Origin of the sequence: Lentibacillus kapialis (genome assembly GCF_014646635.1) — a bacterium.
Taxonomy (GTDB): domain Bacteria; phylum Bacillota; class Bacilli; order Bacillales; family Amphibacillaceae; genus Lentibacillus; species Lentibacillus kapialis.
In genome coordinates this window covers 1-22,221 of record NZ_BMNQ01000057.1, presented here as the reverse complement: position 1 = coordinate 22,221, position 22,221 = coordinate 1, and the positions used below count along the sequence as shown (strand labels likewise).

Below are 22,221 nucleotides of genomic sequence, written 5' to 3'. Positions count from 1 at the left end.
TCGTATATCAAGGTCAAACAGAGATTTTTGATGTTCCTTTTTACCGTGTTTAAACATATGTAGCACCGCCCTGTGAAGAATTGTATAGTTACCTTTATTATAACGTAGTCGTGGTATATTTTGGACACTTTTTTACCCTTTTTGGGGGCTAACCAGAACATTTATTTTTAAAACACTTTAGTGATGAGGAGCATCACTAGTATTTAATAACGGTACATTAGAAACACAAAGCTTCATAAATTAACAAGCTAAGGTGATAAATGTAAAAAGGGCAAAAAGTCCTGCGGGTCGCCATTATCATGCTAATGGTTCAGCAGGAACTACCTGCTAAGTTTATTGTTTTAAACTGTATTACATTTCTTCTTTGATACCTCTTCGCACAAGAATCCAATTCGCCGGATAACTCGTAAGAAAACCTAAAATCATCGCGATCTGCATCATGAACCAGTATACTGCTGTATCCGGCTTTGGCGGCTGGGCGAACAACAAATAATGAACGATTGCCATCCAGCCAAACATACCGATTTCAAATGCGATTAATGACAAGGAGTCAGCCTTGATAGCAGCCTTCACTGCACCGACAGCACCTTGGGATTTGTCCATTGGATAAATTGCATAAAATTGAAATATGATTCCAAATATATATGCGAAAATAAACTCTACCGTATAATGCGCAAATAACGTGGTTCCTAGTATTGTCATTCCTGTTAGTGCTACAATTGGCACTCCAACCGCGTCGCCAACCGTGCAGCCTGAAGAACAATGACTAGTTGACAAAAAAACTCTTGCGGGCCGTTTACGGTTATCTTCTTTATCGTGATCCTTCGCTTTTAATCTTCCCCATTTGAAATACGTCCATAATGCAATCGGTCCGAAAAACCAGCCATTTATCGGCCAGACCACATTCATAATTGTCATCATTTGCGGATGTTTGATGACATCGAAAATAATAATAATAGAAGAAAGTATGCCTATTCCTAAGGCGATCCAGGAAATCACCGTTAACATAGTTACCACTCCAACATTTTTGAATCTGCTTTATCATATATACCCGGACACGGTATTGTTAAACATAAATGAATTGGGTGTTAGAAAACTTCGGTATTTCGTTTGTTAGCTACAGATTTTTCTATCAAGATCGTCATCTTCGAAAAGAAACGGTCACCATCGTACCAGCTCCCTCTTCACTTTCCACATGTATGTCTCCCTGATGAGCATCAACTAGCGCTTTCACAATCGAGAGTCCAATACCAATGCCACCTGTTTTTGTATCACGGGATTTATCGCCGCGATAAAACCGTTCAAATAAGTAAGGAAGATCTTCCTTGCCGATACCGTTCCCTTCGTCCTTCACCTGAAAATGAACTTGCTTATCTGTTTCCGCTATCGTCAGCGTTACATTCTTTCCCGCTGGTGTATATTGCAATGCGTTATTTATAATATTAGTTAAAATTTGAATCACCTTATCACGATCGCCATTGAACCAATACTCTTTTTCCGGTTTATCGATATACAATCCAATACCTTTTTCCTGAAACAAGGATGTAAATTGTCTTTCTAATGCTCCAGCTATTTCTCCAGCTTCAATCGCCGTCATTTTTAATTGAAGCTGCGGATTTTCAACAGCGATTAATTTTTCCAGTTCATTAATCAAGCGAACTAAGCGCATTAATTCGGCATGACTTTGCTGAAGTCTTTTTGGTGTGGGTTCCCAGATACCATCTTGATAGGCTTCCAACTGACTTCGCAATGTTGATAGCGGAGTGCGCAATTCATGGGCAAAATCAGCCGTGAATTGCTTACGAAGCTTTTCTTCTTTTGAAAGTGTCGCTGCAAGTTGGTTAAAAGATTCTCCGAGTGGCTTCATTTCATGTGTTAATTTTTCCAGTGGAACACGCGCCCGCCAATTATGCTGGCGCAATTGTTGAATAGCCTGCGTCAATTGGTGAAAGCCAGATGTCAACTGTCTTGAAAACAATAGACTAAACACAATTGATAAAAGGACAATTACAAGCACAGCTATCACAATATTTCGTTTAATGGAATCCAGAAAGCTTACTTCCGCTCCAACTAATTCAACCGGATATACCACTTGTATGCTGCCAACTTCTCTTCCATCTACCTGCAATGGATACATATTGGAAGCATATTCGGCGTCAGCAGAAGCACGCTCATGCATTCCCATACCATCCATCATTTTCAGCATTGTCGTCGTATCAATCAGCAGGTTTTCCTTGTTATCATATATTTTATAAAATAAGTTCTCTGTCATCGCCTGTTCATGCATAAGATCAGACAGTTGCTGATTAACGAGTTCATCATTTTTCATATACTGATTAGTTGCTTCCTCTCGAATTAAATCAATGTTTTGTTCCCTGCTTTCTCGCAGATAATTGGAAAATTGATTTTCGACGCCAAAAAAAATAGAAAAGCTCGTAAGGAATACACCACTAAGCGAAACAATCAGAAAAAAAACGAATATTTTAGAACGAAATGTCAGCTGCATCCGGTTGCCCTCCAAACTTATACCCCATTCCGAACACCGTGATGATGTATGCAGGGTGACGCGAATCGGCCTCCACTTTTTTGCGCAAATTTTTTATATGTGTATCAATACTTCGCTCATAGCCTTCAAAAAAGATGCCATCGTCCTGAATTTTTTCAAGTAAATCCGCCCTGCTGTATACACGTCCCGGATAACTTGCCATTGCCAACAGAATTTTATATTCATTAGGCGTTAACGTAAGTGGCACATCATGTCGTGTCACTTCTTTTTTTAACTGGTCAATGATCAACTGTGAGTGATTAAACTGGAGCTTGTTTTTCGTTTCAATTTTTTTCACACGCCGAAGTAGTGACTTTGCACGAACTACCACTTCTCTGGAACTAAACGGTTTGATCACATAATCATCCGCCCCGATCACAATCCCATTGATGACGTCCTCTTCTGCAGATTTTGCTGTCAACATAATAATCGGGACATCACTATCTTTTCGTGTTAGCCTGCAAATTTCCTCACCAGAAATATCCGGCAGCATCAAATCAAGCACGATTATATCCGGGTTTGTTTCATTAATTTTTTTTAGCGCTTCGATGCCATTGGAAGCAGAAGCAATCTCCCAGCCTTCTTTTTGAAAATACGCCTCCAATACCTCCAAAATCATTTTTTCATCATCTACTAGAAGGATTTTTGTCATGAACTATCACCTCTTATCCTTATCATAGCACGTTATCGGGTTAATTGAATTATCTTCACAAATTCCACACAACTTGCTCATAAGTTCTACATTTGAAGGGGATATACTGAAATTAATCAAGAAAGGAGATGAACACAATGAAAAAAATATTCATTGGCTTATTAACAAGTTTTCTTGTCTTAGGTGGCGGTACTTTTGTTTTTGCACATGGCAATGGAGAAAACACTTTCAACTTTGAAGACATGCAGCCGTATATGGAAGAAATGCATCCGAATTTTTCCGAAGAAGATCAGCGAGCCATGTTTAATGACTGCCATGGAGATGGCGGTTATATGCAAAACAACAACAATGAATTCCGCGGCATGATGAACAATTTCCAGTGAAGAGGTGATTTCGGATGATGGGCGGATATGGCTTCGGGATGATGGGCATGGGATTTCTCGGATGGATTATCAACCTGCTAGTTATCGGTATTGTTGTTTATTATGCAACGAAAATGGCAATGAAAAACCATGACCGTTAAATGGTAATAATGAGAAAAGGATTGGATAAGCAATTCTTTTCTCACTTTATTTTGTTTAACATGCTAGTCATTTTGCTATGTGCCGGGGTTATGATTTTATTATCTTATCTTTGTTAAAAACATCATTCCCTTACAGATTTATGGATAACAACATAATTATGATTTTTCATCATAAATCCATGATTATTACAAATAAAATAAGACCATACGATTGATCAATTCTATTCTTTATTAGGATAAAGTAGCAATCTTCGGACAATGGAGGTCATCAAAAATGTATCGCTTTCAACTTTCATGCCTGCCTGATGGATATTATCCATCGTCTTTCGGTTAATATTTGCCCCTATGATGTGCAAGCCAAATGGGTTTAACACATCCATCACTTTCCCGAAAAATTCATTATCGCTCCGCATATGCTCTAACATAATGACTTTCCCTTGAGGTTTTGTGACCCGACGGATTTCTTTTAAACCTTCGACTGGATCAGGAACAGAACAAAATACACAGGTAGTAACCACAGTGTCGAATGTATTGTCTGAAAATTCCATCTGCTGTGCGTCCATTTCCAGCAACTCAAAATGCTGAGGCATCCTATCTGCTTTTTCTTTTGCTTTCTGAAGCATCGCAGGACTGAAATCTATCCCTGTTACCTCAACATGAGCCGGATAGTATTTAAGGTTCAAACCTGTACCGATACCGACTTCTAATACTTTCCCTTTAGCATGCTGCAGTAGTTCTTTTCGCCATTTTTCACGCATCATCCGATCCATAAGGTCGAATATGCCGGAAATACGGTTATATCTTCGCTTGATCGTTTCCGTTTGCTTCGTATTTGTCATATTGGAATCTCCTTTTTTCAGAGCGTAACAATTTCGGAACCATATATTCACATTGGTTCATAATCCCAGTCTACTCTGAAAATGAGTGTTGGAGTAAAAAATATGATGGATTTAAAAATCAATTCAATCCATCTTTAGGCAAATAAATTCCGAACGGCTCTTGGACCGGGACTGCAGCGGCCCGAGAACTTAAGGTCGATTTTGATTCTCCCCGCCAATCTCAAACGGCGAATAGACACTTTTATAATCCACAATCGTTACCATTCCCTGGTCCGCATGGTTATTATCATGACAATGGAACAACCATTCACCCTTATTGTTGGCCTTGAAATAAATCTCGTAATTTTCACCGGGCTTAACATGGATCAAATCTTTAACAATTGGTTCATCATACTGATTGCCATTTTTAGACATCACCTGAAAGCGGTGTCCATGCAGATGCATCGGGTGATTCATCCGTCCGCTGTTTTGAATATTAACTTTCACAACATCGCCCTCTTCCACTTGAATAGGTGGAGTGTCCGGGAAAGTTTCCTGGTTAATCTGAAATGCCATACCTTCCCCCATGTTCATGCCCATACTTAAGTCCATATTATACGTAACATCAGGTTCAGGCAGCTCATTGAAAATAAGGTTTTCACTGCCATATGACGTCCCCCGGGCAATTGATTGATCTGAAATCGCCGTCAGATCATGGTCTTCTGAATAATCGCTGCTTTTCCGGGAAACTACAGGAATCCGCATATCCCCTGCATTTTCAATGTTAGGATTCTCTCCAATGACAACCGATTCTTTATCTGGTTTTGTGAAGGCGACATCAATTCTTTCGCCCGGGGCAATTTCCAATACATTGGTCGAACCTTTTGAGTCATCAACCGCTTCTCCATCGTTAGCAATCACTTTCATTGACCCTTCCGGAAAAACAAGTTGGTGCTGCTGATAGCCTGCATTGACAAATCGTAAGCGTGCTGTCTCGCCCTCTGGCATAATGAAAGGTTCTATTGCTTGACCGGATTTACCATTAACTGTGAATGTATCGTATGCCTGTTTTGTATCGGCTTCACCATCCCCGGACATAGCCCCCATCATGCCTCCCATTCCCTGACTTTCTTGGCCAATTGACCATTCGTCCAATATGAAAACGTTGTCCTGATTAAGATCATTCTTCTGCTCAGTTTCCTTTTCTTCAATCACCAGTGAACCATACAGTCCTCTGTCAACCTGTTTCGAACTATGCTGATGCGAGTGATACCAATAAGTCCCGGGGTCATTAGCAATGAATTCATACGTGAATGATTCCCCGGGTTGAACTGCATCCTGTGTCAAACCAGGAACACCATCCATTCTGTTAGGAAGAATCATCCCATGCCAATGAATGGTGACAGGAACATCCAGCTCATTTTTTAGATGGGCACGGACGAAATCGCCTTCCTTGACACGCAGCGCTTCTCCCGGGACACTCCCATTATAAGTCCAGGCATTAACTGTTTTTTTTTGACTAATCTTCCACGCCGTTTCCTGTGCGGTCAGATCAAATGTTTTAACGGGACGGTCACCCGCTTCCTGTGCATCAACTTCCAGAATACTTGTATTCCCCTGCTCCATGACATCATCTGACGTCTCATCCTTAAATCCACCAAAATCAGAACTGATATAGATGCCTCCCCACATAACAGCAAGCACACCTATTAAAATGGACCCAACTATTTTTCTGTTCACAGCTTGTCACCTTCCTATTTTCCAGCTACCCCTATTTTCTGATCATACTGTCATTCTTTCAGTTTCCGTTTAAGTCGATCATACTCCTCTTCTGATATCTCACCCTTTGCCAATCTTTCTTTCAGGGTCTCCAACGGCTTATCACCGGATGAACGGTATGATCCATTATCCGATTTGAACATCCAGACAGCAATGATAATAATTGCCAGGATAATCAAAATCGTGAGGAAGCTGAATCCAAAAAAGCCCCCGCTCATACCGCCTCCCATCATGTTGCCCATCATAACGTCAGCTCCTTAATTATCGAGAAAGTTTGCATATAATTTCATATTTGACCGTTATTTCGTACGGTTATCTAACACGGCAATATATGCTTTGTTGCCTTAAAGGTGTGCCAAAGCTATGGAAAAAGGCTTAGCTAAGCTTTTAACAATTTGGCGTTAATGGCAACAACAACTGTGCTTAGACTCATTAATACGGCTCCAACTGCAGGACTGAGAACAATCCCAATCGGCGCCAGCACACCTGCTGCCAGCGGAATTGCAAAAATATTATAGCCGGCTGCCCACCAAAGGTTCTGAACCATTTTGCGGTACGTTTTTCTAGACAGTTCCATCAGTGATACGACATCTTTCGGATTACTTTTGACAAGGACGACATCAGCTGATTCCATGGCTACATCTGTTCCAGCACCGATCGCAATGCCTAAATCAGCTGTTGCCAATGCAGGTGCATCGTTAACACCGTCACCTGTCATAGCCACTTCCCAGCCTTTGCTTTTAATTGTTTTTACCTGATTGGCTTTATCATCAGGTAAAACTTCCGCATACACTTCATCGATATCCAATTGCTTGGCGACCCAATTTGCAACTTTTTTATTGTCACCAGTTAACATAATGGAGTGTATACCTTTTTCTTTTAATGATGCAATGGCTTCTTTTGCTGTTTCACGAACCATATCCGCAAGTGCAACCATACCGATCAATTCGTCATTCAACAGGACAAAAACAACCGTTTTCCCCTCTTCAGACAATTTAGCGAACGTATCCCGGTCATAATCCATATTATTATTATCAACATAGCCAGGACTTACGACGTTTACCTTTTTGCCTTCGATTTTGCCCTCGATTCCTTTACCGGTTATGGACTCGAATTCCTCGATTTTTCTTAGTTCAAGGTCTTTTTCCTTCGAAGAACTGACAATACCTGCCGCAATCGGATGCTCCGAATTCTGCTCAAGACTGGCTGCCCATGTCAATACTTCATTTTCCTGGTAGCCATTATTTGGAACAATATTCGTTACACCGAATTCACCTTGAGTCAGAGTGCCTGTTTTATCGAAAACGACCGCATTGAGTTTTCTTGCTCCTTCAAAATTGGCACGGTTCCGGATAAGCAGTCCCTGTTTGGCTGAAATGGATGTTGACACCGCCACCACCAATGGCGCCGCCAGACCAAGCGCATGCGGACAGGTAATAACCATCACTGTGACCATCCGCTCCAGAGCAACATCAAAAGAATACCCGAGCATTAACCATACAAATAAGGTGATAAACCCGGATGCGAGAGCAATGTAAAACAGCCATTTAGCAGCACGGTTGGTCAGATCTTGTGTTTTTGATTTGGATTCCTGTGCTTCCTTAACCAATGTAATGACCTGGGATAGATAAGAGTCTTCCCCTGTTTTCTCAACCGTTACTTTAATGGACCCTTCTTTGTTGATAGATCCACCAATCACTTCATCGCCTTTTCCCTTCTCTATCGGAACAGATTCACCGGTCAGCATTGATTCGTCAATCGCTGAATTGCCGTCATAAATCGTTCCGTCGACTGGAATTTTTTCACCCGGTTTGACCAGCACATTATCGTCATGTTTCAGTTCCGATGTCGGTACGTCCGTGATGTCGTCGTTTTCATCAAGCTTATGCGCTTCATTCGGCATCAGCTTAACTAATTCCTCAAGTGCATTCGAAGCTCCCATCACCGATCGCATTTCAATCCAATGACCTAGTAGCATAATGTCAATCAGTGTGGCAAGTTCCCAGAAGAAATCCTTGCCTTGCCAGCCGAAAACGGTCATTGAACTGTAGCCATACGCGACAAGAATCGCCAGTCCAATCAGTGTCATCATGCCCGGATTTTTATCTTTTAGCTCACTGATCCCGCCAGTAATGAACGGCCAGCCACCGTAGAAGAACACAAATGTCGCAAGTGCAAACAGGATATATTGATCAGCCGGGAAACGCCAGTCAACACCAATAAAACCCTGAATCATCGGTGACAAAATCAGAATGGGAATCGTGACAATCAACGATATATAAAACCTTTTCTTGAAATCACTGACCATATCGCCATGATCGTGGTGTCCGTGACCATGATGGTCGTGGCCTCCGTGATCATTATGGTCATCTCCGTTGTCATGATGCTCATGTTCTCCATTGCTTCGGTCAGCATGGTCGTGGTGATTATCATGATGCTGGTGATCATCTTGACTATGCTTGCTCGTATTTCCATCGTGGTTTTCATTTTTAAATTTAGCCATAACTACTCCTTTCCGGGGCTCAACTGTTATTCTCCCAATTTATTACTTATTTATTATAATACAATACCCCCGTAAGGTAAAATATAAACTATATACTTATATTATCTTTTTTCTTAATGAAAGCAAACTGCCAAATCTTTTTCATTCATTCCCGGGTGAATGGGGACATATTAAATTCCTTTGTTTTAAAAGTCCCCACCTTTTTGTCTAGCAAATTCAAGTTAATAAACAAACCCTTTTACGTGAAAAAGCCTGACCCATTAGATCCGGCTCTTTACAATAAACACTTGAGGTGATAACAATAAAGGAAGTCATGCATAGGGAATGCTAATTTTTGTTTTAAATCAAGATTATTCAGTAACCTCAATGGTGGTAAACATACCACCTGTTTCACCGTTAGCATTCATCGTATGATGGGGTTTGTGGCAATGAATTGGCCATTCACCAACATTTTCAGCGGAGAACTCAATATCCCACGTTTCTCCGGCTGCAACGTTAATCGTATTTTTATCAAGCTGTGCTGATTTACTAATCCGATTGCCGTCTGCAGCAACTACTTTAAAATCACCCCCGTGCATGTGCATTGGATGGGAATTGCCACTCAAGTTTGTAAAACGTATACGGACTGTCTCGCCCTCTTTTATTTTAATTGGTTCTGTTGAAGGATAAGACTTCCCATTGATGGTGAACATATTTGGCTCCATTCCCATTGGATCGACCTCATAAACGCCTTTTTCTTTTTCCGCATCCTCTGTGTCATCCTCTTCTGTACTCGTTTGATGTTCTTGCTCAGTGTTCATGTCTCCGTGACCACCAGCACCATCGAGTGTCCACTCTTGCAACATCATGGTGATATCCCTATCCACTTGTTGATTTTGTTTTTTTGGTTGAATAACAAAAGAGCCAGTAAGACCCATTAACTCCTGCTTAGATACATTTGTATGTGAATGATACATATAGGTTCCTGATTGTTCCAAGGTAAATGTATACGTAAAAGATTCACCAGGTTTTATTTTTGGCGTATCCTGCACCATAGGCACACCATCCATATCATTTGGTACTTCAAGACCATGCCAATGAACGGATGTTGGTTCAGATAGGCTGTTATGAACAGTAATTTCTACTGTATCTCCCTCTTTAGCAACCAGGGTAGGTCCAGGCGTACTGCCATTAAATCCCCATGCATCTGCTTTGAATCCATCCGTGAATGTTTGAGTCACTGGCTCTGCTGTCAATTTGTATTTTTTTATTCCATTGTCCTCTTTCCCGGTCAATATTTCTAAACCAGGCGATTCAATATTCGCATTCTCACTTTTCGTCTCATTTAAGCTTTGTTTTACCTCTGATGTACTGACCCATTGAATAATAGTAAACACTAAAACCACAGTTACAACTAAAGTCAGTATGACAATCCATTTCTTTTGCAACCTTTCCACTCCTCTTGTCAATTGTTTAACATCTATTATTCTACTACTGAATTATCAAGAAAGTATCGAGAAGCGATGTATACGCTCTAACCAAATCGGACTTTTCTTATTAATACCACTTTTGTCTAAGATATACCGTTTCAAGAGGAACCAGCCAAAAACACTCTGTTAAAAAAAGAAAAAACAAGGCTGTTTTGATGGGAACAGCCCTGCTTTCATGTTAGGGGGGTGAAACCAATATACATCGATTATTGACGTCCACATTCTGAACTGCATACTATCCACCCAATCTATTTTACCACTATTCTTAGCTGCGCTATGTACTATCACCACATTCCCCATGCCCAATACTACAAAAAAATGTTAAGTCGGCAGCTAAAAATTTCCTTTTAGAGGTTGTTCAAAAAGTCCGGTAAACATGACACTTCGAATTTCTTCGTTGGTCCTTTTTATCCTCCTTTTTGAACACGCACTTTTAGTGTAGACTCCCTTCAATAAGTATCATAAAGAAATATATTTCAGAATGTATCAAGAAAATGTGACAAGTTGTTGACGTTAATCAGGATTGTTCAACCACTTATACCCTATCCCCCATACCGTTTTAAAGTGTTCTTCAACCGGGAAGCCTGCCTGTTTAATTTTTCCCCGCATATTCCGAACATGGGAATCAATTGTCCTGCCTTCTGTATCTGAATCAAAACCCCAGATTAACTCGATTAGCCGTTCTCTTGTGAATACCTGATTGGGGTTTTTTAGTAGGAGGCCCATCATCACAAATTCCTTAGGTGTCAATTTGATCGGTCTGTTCAGATAGGAAAGCTCATACCGATTTTCATCCCAGAACAATCCGTTAATTTCAATCGAATTGACAGGCTTTTGCCTTCTTAATAATGCATCGATTCTAGCTACTAACTCACGTTCATCAAAGGGCTTCGTTAGATAATCATCCGCTCCCAATTTTAACCCTTTAACAACATCATCCTTCTGATCACGTGCTGTTACCATGATAATTGGCACATCCGATATTTTCCTGATTTCCCGGCAAAGTTTCCAGCCATCCATATCCGGCATCATAATATCAAGCAGGACAATGTCAAACATCTCTTCCTCGACATAAGCCAACGCTTTATTAGTCTCCCGCACTTTTTTACAAGTATAGTGATAAGGCTTTAAATATAACTCCAATAGATCCAGCATCCGTTTTTCATCGTCAACCAGCAGGGCCTTATTCAAGATGATCACCTCGCATCAGTGTTATTCGAACGCAAGTCCCTTTGCCGCGTTCACTTTCAATAGCAATTTGTCCACCGTGTGACTCAACAATTTCCTTAGCAATAGCCAACCCAAGTCCTGAACCACCACTATCTCGTGAACGGGATTTTTCTACACGATATAGCCGATCAAAAATGTGCGGTAAGTCGTCTTTAGGTATTCCCTCACCCTCATCCGAAATGGTAATACGAAGTTCCTCGGTCGTATGAGACGCCTCAAGAACAACCTCGCCACCTTCATATGAATTCTTCCTGGCGTTGTCCAGTATATTCAATAAAACTTGTTGGAATCGTTCCGGATCAACAAAAACCCACACGTCCTTGTTTGAACAATCAACTTTATATGCAACATGCTCCTCCTCAAAAGCCGGTTTCATACGATCTGTCACCGAATGAATCAGTTCACACAACAGGACTTCTTCACGCTTAATGACGAATCGGCGCTGGTCCAGTCTTGCCAATTCAAAAAAATTTTTAATCAATAAAGATAAATGCTCAGTTTCTTCACGAATAATCGTTGCATACGCTTTTACTTCGGCTTCAGTCATACCTTGTCGATCGATAATATCAGCATACCCTTTTATATAGGTCAATGGTGTTCTAATTTCATGTGATATACTTGCTAAAAATTCATTTCTCTCATTTTTTAATCGATCCAAGTCTTTCGATAGTCGTGTAATAGAATTCGCTAACCCTCCCAACTCATCTTTTCGTTCTGTAGATAACTCAACTTTATTTCTTCCCTCACTCAGTTGTTCAGTTGCTTCCTTGATTTTAATTAAAGGTAGTGTAATAAATCTGGACAGTATAAAAATCGTAATAATTGTTAGAAGTATCGTCATGATGCCCACAATGGCAAATTGATCACTTAATTGATCAATAATTTTTTTAACATTTTGCGAATGAGCAAACATAAAAACGTGACCTTTATGCACTCCATCAATAGTAACCGGACTATCTGCTACAATATATTCCTTCTCTGCCCATCGGTCTTCAACAATTTTACCCTCTCTTGGCATGTCTTCATAATTATTATGCTCGATTACTTCCTGCATTTCTTCTTCAATAGGATCTGAGTTAATCAGGATATTACCGGTTGCATCGGTAATTATAACAACATAATCAGAGGCAGATTCCATCAATCCAACATGTTCTAAAGTTGGGCTTTCAAAATTATCCTCAAGTACAGCACTATGGGTATTTCCACGTGCCAATAAATTATCCATTACTTCTTCAATTCGGTCATTTACCAGATTCGTATATAGTATGAAAAATAAAAAAGACTCAATGATTAATATAAACACAAAAAATAGTAACCCAATTTTAAAAGACAGTTTATTAAACATAATGAGCCTCCTTACGCCAATAGGTTAGTGTCTCAAATATAGCAATAAGAAGGAGCGATACCCCAGCCACATACTCAATCTTTCTGTTTTTCATTAAAATAGCGGAAGCAATAAAGCACTGCAGAAAATACGGCGTCTTCCCTAATACAGTTGAGTATACATGCATCAAGAACCCCTTTAATTTACTTTTCCATTCTCTAAAATTCGTTCCCTAATTTGTTTCCGGGATTCTGCACCATCTTTTGATATGTAAGCTTAATTCTTTGTTGTATAAACAGCATATTCCTGATTATCCTGTGGGTTTTGGGCAATATAAACAGGCCCGTTCTCTGTTAAATCAGGCAATTTGATTGTCTGTATATTCAGATTGAATTCACTTATGCTCAAGCGCTTGCTTATCTATTTTTTCTGAAGTTTCACTAAAACCCGGTGAAGCCAAACCATCCTGCTAAGAAGGAGGTTAAATCAGTCATCCAATCAAAGTAAAGTGCTACTCCCATAAAAATCATCACATAGCCACCAATTTTGATAAGTCGAACACTATGTTTTTTAATCCACTTAAGTTTACCGATAAAGAATGATAGTAATAGAAATGGAATAGAAAAACCTAATATGTAGCTTACCATCATCACCATACCAATTTCAGGATTTGTTGCAGCTAACGACAATACGATAGCAAGTATAGGCCCCGTACACGGTGTCCATCCTAAAGAAAAAGCCATTCCAATAATGAAGGAACCAAAGAATCCTCCCGGTCGATTTTTAAATCTCACCTTTTTATCCTGCATAAGGAATTTAAAATTAAACACTCCGATTATTACCAGTCCAAAGAAGATAATTAATACGGCTCCAATCTGTCTTATGACATCCTGATTGTTTTGTAGGAATTCCGATACAAAAGTCGTGGTAAATCCAAGCATAATAAAAATACTCGAAAACCCTATCAAAAAACAGATTGTATGTAGAATAGCCTTTTTGTTCATCTTTCTGTTTTCCTCATTTATTTCACTAACGCTCATTCCGGTTATATAAGATAAAAATGCAGGATAAAGTGGTAAAACACAGGGTGAAATAAATGATAGAAAACCTGCACCAAAAGCTAAAAAGATATTTATTTCGTTCAAAGTTATCCCCCCTTACCATTCCGGCTATTGTTCCGGAGATATATCTTGTAGATAGCCTTCTAATTTTTCCAAAGTAAGTGCACCAAGAATGCGTTCCTCAATCACCCCATCAGGATTGATGAATACAGTACTCGGAAGCGGACCTATATCGTATAGATCCTGCACTTCCCCCGTAGTATCGTGTGGTATAGGAAATGTCAGATCATGTTTGTCTATAAAACGATGAACAACTGTTTCGGTGCTATCCAAGCTAATTGCTGCAATTTCAATTCCTTTTTCTTTATATTCGGAATACAATGTTTGCATATAAGGCATTTCTTCTTCGCACGGTTTGCACCAAGTACCCCAAAAATTTAACATGACACCCTTGCCTTCTAATTCACTAAGCTGCACAGTTTCTAATTTATTATTCTTATTAATTTGTTTTAACTTAAAGTCCGGAGCCTCATCACCTATTTGATAAACAGCTTTATCACCTTGTAAATTAGTGACCAACGCAAATACGATGGCTGCTAAAAGCACAACTATAATTGCGGTTCTAAACATCAAACGATTTCTTTTTTTATATTGCTTCTTTTTCTCCATTTGTTTCAAGCTCAAATGCGTCACTCCCCATAACAAGTACTCACTACAAATATAGAATAATTATGTGCATTAACTGTGCAGATTTACAATCTAATCCAAACGGACACGATTTTTTTAAACAATTCTATATAAGCCAGTTCTATTAAAAGAGTGGCAGATTTCATTTATCCCCTATGTTTCCCGTTCCTGTATCAACCATTAATGAATAATCGTCATCGCGGACCGCCGCATAGAAAATATGGCTCCGGTCAGGATAACCGGCATCAGCCAGTTCTCCCTTCAGCCATTGCTCATCTTTATTAATAAGCTGCAAATTCCGGTGCTGGATTCGGCCTTCGATCACCACCGCTATCGGCAGCCCGTTATAAGACGTTTCGATATCCAATTGTGCCGGTGTAACCGGAGCAATATCCTGATGCGGGATAATGCTTATCCCGCCGCTAGGTTCAATAATCGCATAATCGATCAACGAAATATCCGGATGCCCCTCTTCCCGCACTTTAGATAATATTTCTGAAAGTGTAAAATGTGTCTCTTTTAAATTTTCCCGCACAAGCTTACCGTGTTTTATAACAATCGTTGGTTTTCCGACGAAAATCCGGTCCAATCCATTAAACAGCATCAGTCTTGAAAATCCGATATGCACCAGTCCTACAACAATCAGGCCCGTTATGGTGTATCCAAAGTTATCCGTAATGACCGGCCCTGTTGCCAGTGATATGACAAAAAAGATTCCGGCTAAATCATGCGCTGTCAACTGAGCAAAAGCTGACTTTCCCAACGAGCGGATGATTATAATTGTCACGAAGTATAACAAAATCAGTTTTAGCAAAAAGAAGAACATTTACTTCCCGCCTTCATTCACACTTTCCAGGTAGTATCTGCTTGACAGCTGAAATTATGAGGTATGCCCAAATATCATCATGAACTACTTCTGTTCCCGAAATATATTTTTGGATAAAATGACTGTTTCCCTTTATAATGATAAAGATAGAAGCACTATACACATCGGGGGTTACCGTCTTGAGGCACGTTCTTTCCTTTCTGAAACCATACAAACTCCCTATCATGGCAGCCTATACGCTGACCTTAATTGAATTAATGGTCGAGTTATTACTGCCACTTTTTCTTGGAAAAATGATTAATGATGGGGTCGCAAATCAGGATTTGAATAATATTATCATGTGGGGCAGCATTATGATCCTAATGGCGTTTATGGCTTTTATAGCCGGGGTTTTCAACTCCTTTTATGCCGCTCATACCGGGCTTGGATTCGCTTATGACATCCGCAGGCAGCTTTTTTATAAGATACAGGATTTTTCATTTGCTGACTTGAATCAGTACCCGACATCAGGACTTGTGACGCGATTTTCCAATGACGTCCGTCAGTTGCAGAATACGATTTTCATGGCGCTCCGGATTATGGCCAAGGCGCCGTTCATCGCATTTGGCGGTGTCATCATGTCGTTTATCGTCAACCCCCGGCTCGCACTGATCTTTCTTGTGACGGTACCGCTTCTGGTCGGGTTTATCCTTTGGGTTTTGAAAGTTGCGACCCGCCTGTTCGACCGGGTGCAGCGCAATGTTGATAACGTCAATCAGGTTATGCAGGAAAATCTCGCAGGCATGCGGCTGATCAAAGCCTTTTTACGCCACAATCATGAAGAAAGACGATTTATGAATGCCAACGAAAACCTGGCCGGAATGATGCGCAAAACATTCCGCTTCATCGAGACGTCCATGCCAATTTTGCTGTTTGTGATGAATATGAGTCTTCTGTTTATCATCTGGCGTGGTAATGCGCTGGCGGTCGCCGGCGAAACGAGCACCGGTGATGTTGTGGCAATCGTTAATTATGCTATGCGTGTTGCCATGGCCATATCGATGTTCACATTCATTATTATGGGCTTCTCCCGAGCCAAGGCATCGGCTGAAAGGCTTGACGATGTGCTAAAGGTAAACACAGACCTGATCGATCGTGCTGATGCCGATGACAATACGATTGTCCAGAAGGGGAAAATTTCCTTTGATGACGTCTCGTTTGCTTATCCGGATATGCCGGATAATGCACTTCAATCCGTTTCCTTTATGGTTCATCCCAACGAAAAGCTGGCGATAATGGGTGCGACCGGATCAGGCAAAACATCCCTGTTCCAGCTGATTCCGCATTTGTATGATGCGAATGAGGGCACCGTTTATATTGACGATCAGCCAGTTACGGCATACAAACTGGGAAATCTGCGTCTGAGTATCGGCTATGTTCCGCAAAACCCGCTCCTGTTCACGGGCTCTGTTGCCGATAATATTGCCTGGGGAAAGGAGAACGCATCCAAAGATGATGTCATGAAGGCTGCAAAAGACGCCCAGATTCATGACACAATTATGGACTTACCGGATGATTACAATACAAAAATCGGACAGAAAGGCGTGAATTTATCCGGCGGACAGAAACAGCGCATCTCGATTGCCCGGGCATTGATTCGGGAACCGAAAATCCTGATGCTTGATGACAGTACCAGTGCCCTTGACCTGGCCACCGAATCAAGATTGCTCGAGTCGCTCCGGCGGTATAACTGTACGATCCTTATTATTACACAAAAGGTATCCACAGCTATGAGCGCCGATCGTATCTTGCTGCTGAATCACGGTGAAACACTAGCCATCGGCGCACATGATGAGCTTTTGGAGACATCTTCACTTTACAGGCAGATTGTCGCCTCACAGTTTGGGGAGGAATACACATATGCATACCAACGGCTTTAAACAACCTTTCCAATACAAAAAAATACCTATCGATGATCTTCGTGCACGTCAGAAAAAGGAAAAAACAGACCGTGCCCGTAACACGTCCGGAACGGTGAAGCGCATTTGGGCGTATTTAGCCCGGGAAAAGGGCATGCTCCTCTCTGTCATCCTGATGGTAATTATCAGCTCCGCCATGAGTTTAGCCGGTCCGTTTATGGTCGGAAAGGCAGTTGACGATTTCATTGTAACCAAGGAGCCATCCGGTCTCGGGATGCTGCTTGTCTGGCTGCTTTTAATATATGTTTTGCATTCGCTATCTGTTTTCCTGCAGAACTATTGGATGGTGGGAATTGCACAGAATACCGTTTATTCACTGCGGGAAGAGTTATTCCGGCAGTTTCACAGGCTACCGATAGCATTTTTCGATAAACGTCAGCACGGGGAATTGATGAGCCGGATCACCAATGATATTGATAACATCAACAACACTCTGAATCAATCAGTGATCCAGATTTTCACCAGTATCTTGACGCTTGTCGGAACCGTTGTCGTTATGCTGGTGCTCAGCCCTTTGTTAACGTTAATCACCATGATGATTGTTCCAGTGATGTTCCTTGCGATTCGCTGGATTACGAAACGAACCGGTCCATTATATAAACTGCAGCAGCAACGTTTGGGCGAGCTGAACGGATATGTGGAAGAGACTGTCTCCGGCCAGCATGTCATCAAGACATTTTCCCAAGAAAAACGTGTCATAAGGGGATTTCAAGAACGGAATGAAAACCTCCAGCACTCAGGATTCTGGGCGCAAGTCTTTGCCGGGTTCATTCCAAAAGTCATGAACATGCTCAACTTTTTAAGTTTTGGACTGGTTGGACTTGCCGGCGGTATTCTGGCTATTCAGGATATAATCACGGTCGGGGTGATCGTTATTTTCACCGAATATGCCCGGCAGTTCACGCGTCCACTCAATGAATTATCCAACCAGTTCAATATTCTGCTCTCGGCAGTAGCCGGTGCTGAGCGTGTTTTCAATATCATTGATGAAGAGCAGGAAGAAACCGATGAAACATCTGCACGCACCATCGAAAGCACAGATGGGCGCGTCGCATTCGACAAGGTTACCTTTGCGTATGAAGACACACCGATTTTAAAAGACATCAGCTTCACAGCCCATCCCGGTCAGACAGTCGCTTTTGTCGGTCACACCGGCGCAGGCAAAACAACCATCATCAATCTGATATCACGTTTTTATAATTACGGCAGCGGCTCAATTACCCTTGATGGCATTGATTTAAAGGACATTAAACGAAGCAGCCTCCGTAAACATATGGCGTTTGTGTTACAGGATGCCTTTCTTTTCCATGCAACCATTAAAGAAAATATCCGCTACGGCAAGCTTGACGCATCAGATGACGCCATTATCAGGGCTGCCAAAGACGCTAACGCACACGACTTTATTAAGCAGCTGCCAAGTGGTTATGATACTGTTCTTGATCAGGACGGCAGCGGCATAAGTCAGGGGCAGAAACAGTTGATCACAATTGCACGTGCACTGTTGGCTGATCCGGCGATTCTGGTTTTGGATGAGGCAACAAGCAATATTGATACCGTAACTGAATTGCAAATCCAGGATGCACTGAAGCGGCTAATGCAGGGCAGAACAAGTTTTGTCATCGCTCATCGGCTCAACACCATTCAGGAAGCTGATAAAATCATTCTGCTTGAACATGGTCAGATTATTGAACAAGGGTCACACGAGGAATTAATCGCACAAAATGGGCACTATTTCCATTTATATAAAGGTCAGCTGAAAAGCAACGCATGATTATCGCACCAAAGCATGATAAACTGGAAATAAGTATATGCATCGCCAATTGAAGCAGCGGACGCAGCCATTGTGAAAAATAAAACTCTCGGATTGAAATCATCAACGGAACAAATGAGGTGTTCACTATCGGACGAAAGGGAACAATGATTGAAAAGCAAATTGACAGCCGCTACCTGGATGAAATGATGACGCTTAAAATCTACCAGCCGGAGACATACTCACCTCTTTATAAATACCAGATTGGCATCATGCAAGATGGTGATGATTATTATCAGCTTGGCCGTGCCGCGACATTATCTGATCAGTTGCACGAGAACGGTGACATCGCCAATACAATCCTGGCCGGCATTCATTATCAGAATAGATTTGACCGAAGAAATAAATATCATCCAAATGGCAGTCAAAACTCGGGCTACATTAAGTTTCTCGCACACGAAGTTGCTCCGCTCTTGGATGACTTATTCCCTACTTATCTTATGGGGAAGTCCCGTACCCTGATTGGCGATTCTCTGGCTGGGACACTCGCATTGATGACTGCTCTAAAATACCCGAATACGTTCGGAAACATCATTATTCAGTCGCCTTATGTCGATGAGACGGTAGAACAAGCTGTCCGAAATGCAACGGACATTCATTCGATTGCCATTTATCATACAATTGGAACGGACGAGACCGCCGTCGAAACGACAGACGGCAGCAGTGCAGATTTTATCGGGCCCAATCGAAAGCTAAATGAACTTTTAAAGGCCAAAAATACGGATTACATCTATCATGAACGCGCATCCGGCCAGCACACCTGGAAATATTGGCAAAAAGATTTAAATAACGCCTTCACGAGTATATTTAGCTCAATTTAAAATTTTTTAACAATTATCTTTTCCTTTTCAATCCAAATTTTGTTATAATGGAATGTAGACTTAAATTATAGTAACAACGATATACAAGGAGGTTTTAACATGAAATATGGTATTGTTATTTTCCCGTCCAAGCCAATACAGGATGAGATAAATGCATACAGAAAACGATATGATACCCATTATGCACTGATTCCGCCACACCTTACATTGAAAGAAGCTTTTGAAGCGGATGATGAAACGATTCATGAACTTGTAACCGAATTAAAGCTCATCGCCAATAAGACCGAATCGTTCACCATTTCCACTGATAAAGTGAGCACGTTTGCGCCTGTCACGAATACGATTTATTTAAAAGTTAATCAAGAGCAGCAATTGACTGATCTGGCTGACACGATGCAAAAAGGCAAATTCCCGGAAAATCAGACGTATTCCTTTGTACCGCATATTACGATTGCACAAAACCTGTCAGAGGACGAGCATTCGGACGTGTACGGCAGCCTTCGCATGAAAGACATTCAGCTTGAAGACACCGTTGACCGCTTCCATTTATTGTATCAGCTCGATAACGGGGTTTGGACTGTTTATGAGTCATTTGTGTTCGGCAAGGAATTTGTATGATCATCAGAGCAGTCGAAACACCGGAAGAAAAACAGCTGGCTTATGATGTCCGAACAACTGTCTTTGTCCATGAACAAAATGTACCGCCCGAAGTAGAGATAGACGAATTTGACGGAGAAGCCATTCATTTAATCGGATATGAAAATGATGTGCCAATTGCAGCCTCCCGGATACGCTTTATTGACAATTACGGAAAACTCGAACGCATTTGTGTCCTAAAAAATCAGCGCGGGAATGCCTGCGGGTCCGAGATGATTCGCACCATGGAGAATGTCATCAAGAAAGAAGGATATAAAAAAGCTATATTGAACGCTCAAACACATGCCATTGATTTTTACCAAAGATTGGGATATGACGTTGTATCCGGCGAATTCATGGATGCTGGGATACCACATGTGACAATGACAAAAGAATTAAAATGAGAGGGTATCCTATATGGTGATAAGGATACCCTCTTTTTCGCCATCCTCCTCAACACATTTTGCATGAAATAACACCTGAGTGGTTATGCTACGAAAAGTATGTTTGAGGGGGAATTTTCATTGAATGAGTATTTGTTGATGTTTGGTGACACGATTTTCGGATTCCTTGCTTTATTTGTGCTGGTGAAAGTGCTCGGCAAAACACAAATTTCCGCATTGACTCCATTTGATTTCATTTCCGCTATTATATTGGGTGAACTTGTCGGTAATGCTTTGTATGAAGAAGAATCCGGAATACCGGAGATCGCTTTCTTAGTGTTTTTGTGGGGCTTGTTACTTTATATTACAGAAGTCATTACCCAAAAATACAAAGGTTCCCGCTCCCTGCTGGAAGGTCGGCCTGCCATGGTAATACATAAAGGGCATATTGCATATGATGTGCTTAAAAACAATGCCCTCGATATCAACCAGCTCCAGCACCTGCTTCGTTCAAAGGACGTATTTTCCCTTGAAGAAGTTGAATATGCCATTCTTGAAACAGACGGCACCATCTCGATATTAAAAAAACCGGCGTATCAAACACCAACAAATGCCGATCTCGATGTCACTCCTTCCCCTGTTAAATTAGGCAGGACACTCATTAATGATGGTGAAATATTGTGGGATAACCTGGAGGAAGCTAATCTAACCAAATCCTGGCTTGAAAATGAACTCCAATCACAAAATGTTTCAGCTGTCGAGGACGTTTACTACGCGGAATGGCAGGAAAATCAGCAAAAACTGTTTGTGATGCTTTATCATTATAAGAATCAGGATTAAGTGTCTGGTGCTACTGTATGTGTGGTTATTCTATTGCGGCGTAGCATATCATATGATGTGTTCTCACTGATATCTTCGGATTCCTGACTCATATTTCGGTTCTTAGGAACATGTTTCTGGTCTCGCGCCCATGTTTTCGTTCTCGCGCCCATGTTTTCGTTCTCGCGCCCATGTTTTCGTTCTCGCGCCCATGTTTTCGTTCTCGCGCCCATGTTTTCGTTCTCGCGCCCATGTTTTCGTTCTCGCGCCCATGTTTTCGATCTCGCGCCCATGTTTTCGATCTCGCGCCCATGTTTTCGATCTCGCGCCCATGTTTTCGATCTCGCGCCCATGTTTTCGATCTCGCGCCCATGTTT

22 protein-coding genes are annotated in these 22,221 nt (G+C 41.3%); 8 read left to right on the top strand and 14 right to left on the bottom strand.

The window, feature by feature from the left end; genetic code table 11:
* Nucleotides 1-351 precede the first annotated feature (351 nt).
* From IEW67_RS14790 to IEW67_RS14780, 3 genes are all read right to left on the bottom strand, one after another.
* Entirely contained in the window at nt 352-1,008 is a 657-nt protein-coding gene (locus IEW67_RS14790; protein WP_188633858.1) for a DUF4396 domain-containing protein, read from the bottom strand.
* Between the two features lie 133 nt (nt 1,009-1,141).
* Nucleotides 1,142-2,506 carry a sensor histidine kinase gene (locus tag IEW67_RS14785; protein WP_188633857.1) on the bottom strand — a complete coding sequence of 455 codons (1,365 nt, stop codon included), beginning with the start codon at nt 2,504-2,506 and terminating at the stop codon, nt 1,142-1,144.
* Nucleotides 2,484-3,197 (bottom strand): response regulator transcription factor, encoded by a 714-nt coding sequence (locus tag IEW67_RS14780; protein WP_188633856.1) that lies wholly within the window; start codon nt 3,195-3,197, stop codon nt 2,484-2,486. The genes IEW67_RS14785 and IEW67_RS14780 overlap by 23 nt, the downstream gene beginning before the upstream one ends.
* Before the next feature lie 137 nt (nt 3,198-3,334).
* Here IEW67_RS14780 and IEW67_RS14775 point away from each other — a divergent pair, with 137 nt between their 5' ends.
* Nucleotides 3,335-3,580 (top strand): hypothetical protein, encoded by a 246-nt coding sequence (locus IEW67_RS14775; RefSeq protein ID WP_188633855.1) that lies wholly within the window; start codon nt 3,335-3,337, stop codon nt 3,578-3,580.
* A 14-nt stretch (nt 3,581-3,594) separates the two neighbouring features.
* On the top strand, nt 3,595-3,720 hold the full coding sequence (locus IEW67_RS18365) for a hypothetical protein (RefSeq protein ID WP_268238681.1): 126 nt from the start codon (nt 3,595-3,597) through the stop codon (nt 3,718-3,720).
* Nucleotides 3,721-3,941: 221 nt separating this feature from the next.
* On the opposite strand, the gene IEW67_RS14770 is transcribed toward IEW67_RS18365, so the two are convergent.
* The 10 genes from IEW67_RS14770 to IEW67_RS14725 form a co-directional block, all read right to left on the bottom strand.
* Complete coding sequence (locus IEW67_RS14770; protein WP_188633854.1) at nt 3,942-4,559, bottom strand: class I SAM-dependent methyltransferase; 618 nt, start codon at nt 4,557-4,559, stop codon at nt 3,942-3,944.
* Nucleotides 4,560-4,748: 189 nt separating this feature from the next.
* Entirely contained in the window at nt 4,749-6,278 is a 1,530-nt protein-coding gene (locus tag IEW67_RS14765; protein ID WP_188633853.1) for a multicopper oxidase family protein, read from the bottom strand.
* Nucleotides 6,279-6,328: 50 nt separating this feature from the next.
* On the bottom strand, nt 6,329-6,562 hold the full coding sequence (locus IEW67_RS14760) for an SHOCT domain-containing protein (protein WP_188633852.1): 234 nt from the start codon (nt 6,560-6,562) through the stop codon (nt 6,329-6,331).
* Between the two features lie 134 nt (nt 6,563-6,696).
* The gene (locus IEW67_RS14755; protein ID WP_188633851.1) at nt 6,697-8,820 is read right to left on the bottom strand and encodes a heavy metal translocating P-type ATPase; all 2,124 of its coding nucleotides are present in this window, start codon (nt 8,818-8,820) and stop codon (nt 6,697-6,699) included.
* Nucleotides 8,821-9,170: 350 nt separating this feature from the next.
* On the bottom strand, nt 9,171-10,247 hold the full coding sequence (locus IEW67_RS14750) for a multicopper oxidase family protein (protein ID WP_229671879.1): 1,077 nt from the start codon (nt 10,245-10,247) through the stop codon (nt 9,171-9,173).
* A gap of 555 nt (nt 10,248-10,802) precedes the next feature.
* Nucleotides 10,803-11,480, bottom strand: coding sequence for a response regulator transcription factor (locus IEW67_RS14745; protein WP_188633850.1), 678 nt, complete (start codon nt 11,478-11,480; stop codon nt 10,803-10,805).
* The gene (locus tag IEW67_RS14740; RefSeq protein WP_188633849.1) at nt 11,473-12,864 is read right to left on the bottom strand and encodes a sensor histidine kinase; all 1,392 of its coding nucleotides are present in this window, start codon (nt 12,862-12,864) and stop codon (nt 11,473-11,475) included. The genes IEW67_RS14745 and IEW67_RS14740 overlap by 8 nt, the downstream gene beginning before the upstream one ends.
* Nucleotides 12,865-13,283: 419 nt before the next feature.
* Nucleotides 13,284-13,988, bottom strand: coding sequence for a cytochrome c biogenesis CcdA family protein (locus IEW67_RS14735; protein ID WP_188633848.1), 705 nt, complete (start codon nt 13,986-13,988; stop codon nt 13,284-13,286).
* 24 nt (nt 13,989-14,012) lie between these two features.
* Nucleotides 14,013-14,573 carry a thiol-disulfide oxidoreductase ResA gene (resA, locus tag IEW67_RS14730; protein WP_373288565.1) on the bottom strand — a complete coding sequence of 187 codons (561 nt, stop codon included), beginning with the start codon at nt 14,571-14,573 and terminating at the stop codon, nt 14,013-14,015.
* Between the two features lie 160 nt (nt 14,574-14,733).
* Nucleotides 14,734-15,417, bottom strand: a complete 684-nt coding sequence (locus IEW67_RS14725) for a DUF421 domain-containing protein (RefSeq protein ID WP_188633846.1) — start codon at nt 15,415-15,417, stop codon at nt 14,734-14,736.
* 179 nt (nt 15,418-15,596) lie between these two features.
* Between IEW67_RS14725 and IEW67_RS14720 the strand changes: the two genes are divergently transcribed.
* From IEW67_RS14720 to IEW67_RS14695, 6 genes are all read left to right on the top strand, one after another.
* Entirely contained in the window at nt 15,597-17,336 is a 1,740-nt protein-coding gene (locus IEW67_RS14720; protein WP_188633845.1) for an ABC transporter ATP-binding protein, read from the top strand.
* Complete coding sequence (locus IEW67_RS14715) at nt 17,317-19,146, top strand: ABC transporter ATP-binding protein (protein WP_188633844.1); 1,830 nt, start codon at nt 17,317-17,319, stop codon at nt 19,144-19,146. The genes IEW67_RS14720 and IEW67_RS14715 overlap by 20 nt, the downstream gene beginning before the upstream one ends.
* Nucleotides 19,147-19,274: 128 nt before the next feature.
* Nucleotides 19,275-20,006: an alpha/beta hydrolase gene (locus IEW67_RS14710; protein ID WP_188633859.1), complete on the top strand. Its 732-nt coding sequence runs from the start codon at nt 19,275-19,277 to the stop codon at nt 20,004-20,006.
* 99 nt (nt 20,007-20,105) lie between these two features.
* Nucleotides 20,106-20,624 (top strand): YjcG family protein, encoded by a 519-nt coding sequence (locus IEW67_RS14705; RefSeq protein ID WP_188633843.1) that lies wholly within the window; start codon nt 20,106-20,108, stop codon nt 20,622-20,624.
* On the top strand, nt 20,621-21,046 hold the full coding sequence (locus IEW67_RS14700; RefSeq protein ID WP_188633842.1) for a GNAT family N-acetyltransferase: 426 nt from the start codon (nt 20,621-20,623) through the stop codon (nt 21,044-21,046). The genes IEW67_RS14705 and IEW67_RS14700 overlap by 4 nt, the downstream gene beginning before the upstream one ends.
* A 120-nt stretch (nt 21,047-21,166) precedes the next feature.
* Nucleotides 21,167-21,865: a DUF421 domain-containing protein gene (locus IEW67_RS14695; RefSeq protein WP_229671878.1), complete on the top strand. Its 699-nt coding sequence runs from the start codon at nt 21,167-21,169 to the stop codon at nt 21,863-21,865.
* Here the strand turns inward: IEW67_RS14695 and IEW67_RS14690 are convergent.
* The coding region (locus tag IEW67_RS14690; protein WP_229671876.1) for a hypothetical protein at nt 21,862-22,221 on the bottom strand (360 nt) is incomplete at its 5' end. The two genes, IEW67_RS14695 and IEW67_RS14690, sit on opposite strands and share 4 nt — an antisense overlap.

Bases quoted from the DNA above. Each gene is read 5' to 3' on its own strand.
- IEW67_RS14790 (WP_188633858.1), bottom strand. From the start codon at position 1,008: ATGTTAACGGTGATTTCCTGGATCGCCTTAGGAATAGGCATACTTTCT.
- IEW67_RS14785 (WP_188633857.1), bottom strand. From the start codon at position 2,506: ATGCAGCTGACATTTCGTTCTAAAATATTCGTTTTTTTTCTGATTGTT.
- IEW67_RS14780 (WP_188633856.1), bottom strand. From the start codon at position 3,197: ATGACAAAAATCCTTCTAGTAGATGATGAAAAAATGATTTTGGAGGTA.
- IEW67_RS14775 (WP_188633855.1), top strand. From the start codon at position 3,335: ATGAAAAAAATATTCATTGGCTTATTAACAAGTTTTCTTGTCTTAGGT.
- IEW67_RS18365 (WP_268238681.1), top strand. From the start codon at position 3,595: ATGATGGGCGGATATGGCTTCGGGATGATGGGCATGGGATTTCTCGGA.
- IEW67_RS14770 (WP_188633854.1), bottom strand. From the start codon at position 4,559: ATGACAAATACGAAGCAAACGGAAACGATCAAGCGAAGATATAACCGT.
- IEW67_RS14760 (WP_188633852.1), bottom strand. From the start codon at position 6,562: ATGATGGGCAACATGATGGGAGGCGGTATGAGCGGGGGCTTTTTTGGA.
- IEW67_RS14755 (WP_188633851.1), bottom strand. From the start codon at position 8,820: ATGGCTAAATTTAAAAATGAAAACCACGATGGAAATACGAGCAAGCAT.
- IEW67_RS14740 (WP_188633849.1), bottom strand. From the start codon at position 12,864: ATGTTTAATAAACTGTCTTTTAAAATTGGGTTACTATTTTTTGTGTTT.
- resA (WP_373288565.1), bottom strand. From the start codon at position 14,573: ATGGAGAAAAAGAAGCAATATAAAAAAAGAAATCGTTTGATGTTTAGA.
- IEW67_RS14725 (WP_188633846.1), bottom strand. From the start codon at position 15,417: ATGTTCTTCTTTTTGCTAAAACTGATTTTGTTATACTTCGTGACAATT.
- IEW67_RS14715 (WP_188633844.1), top strand. From the start codon at position 17,317: ATGCATACCAACGGCTTTAAACAACCTTTCCAATACAAAAAAATACCT.
- IEW67_RS14705 (WP_188633843.1), top strand. From the start codon at position 20,106: ATGAAATATGGTATTGTTATTTTCCCGTCCAAGCCAATACAGGATGAG.
- IEW67_RS14700 (WP_188633842.1), top strand. From the start codon at position 20,621: ATGATCATCAGAGCAGTCGAAACACCGGAAGAAAAACAGCTGGCTTAT.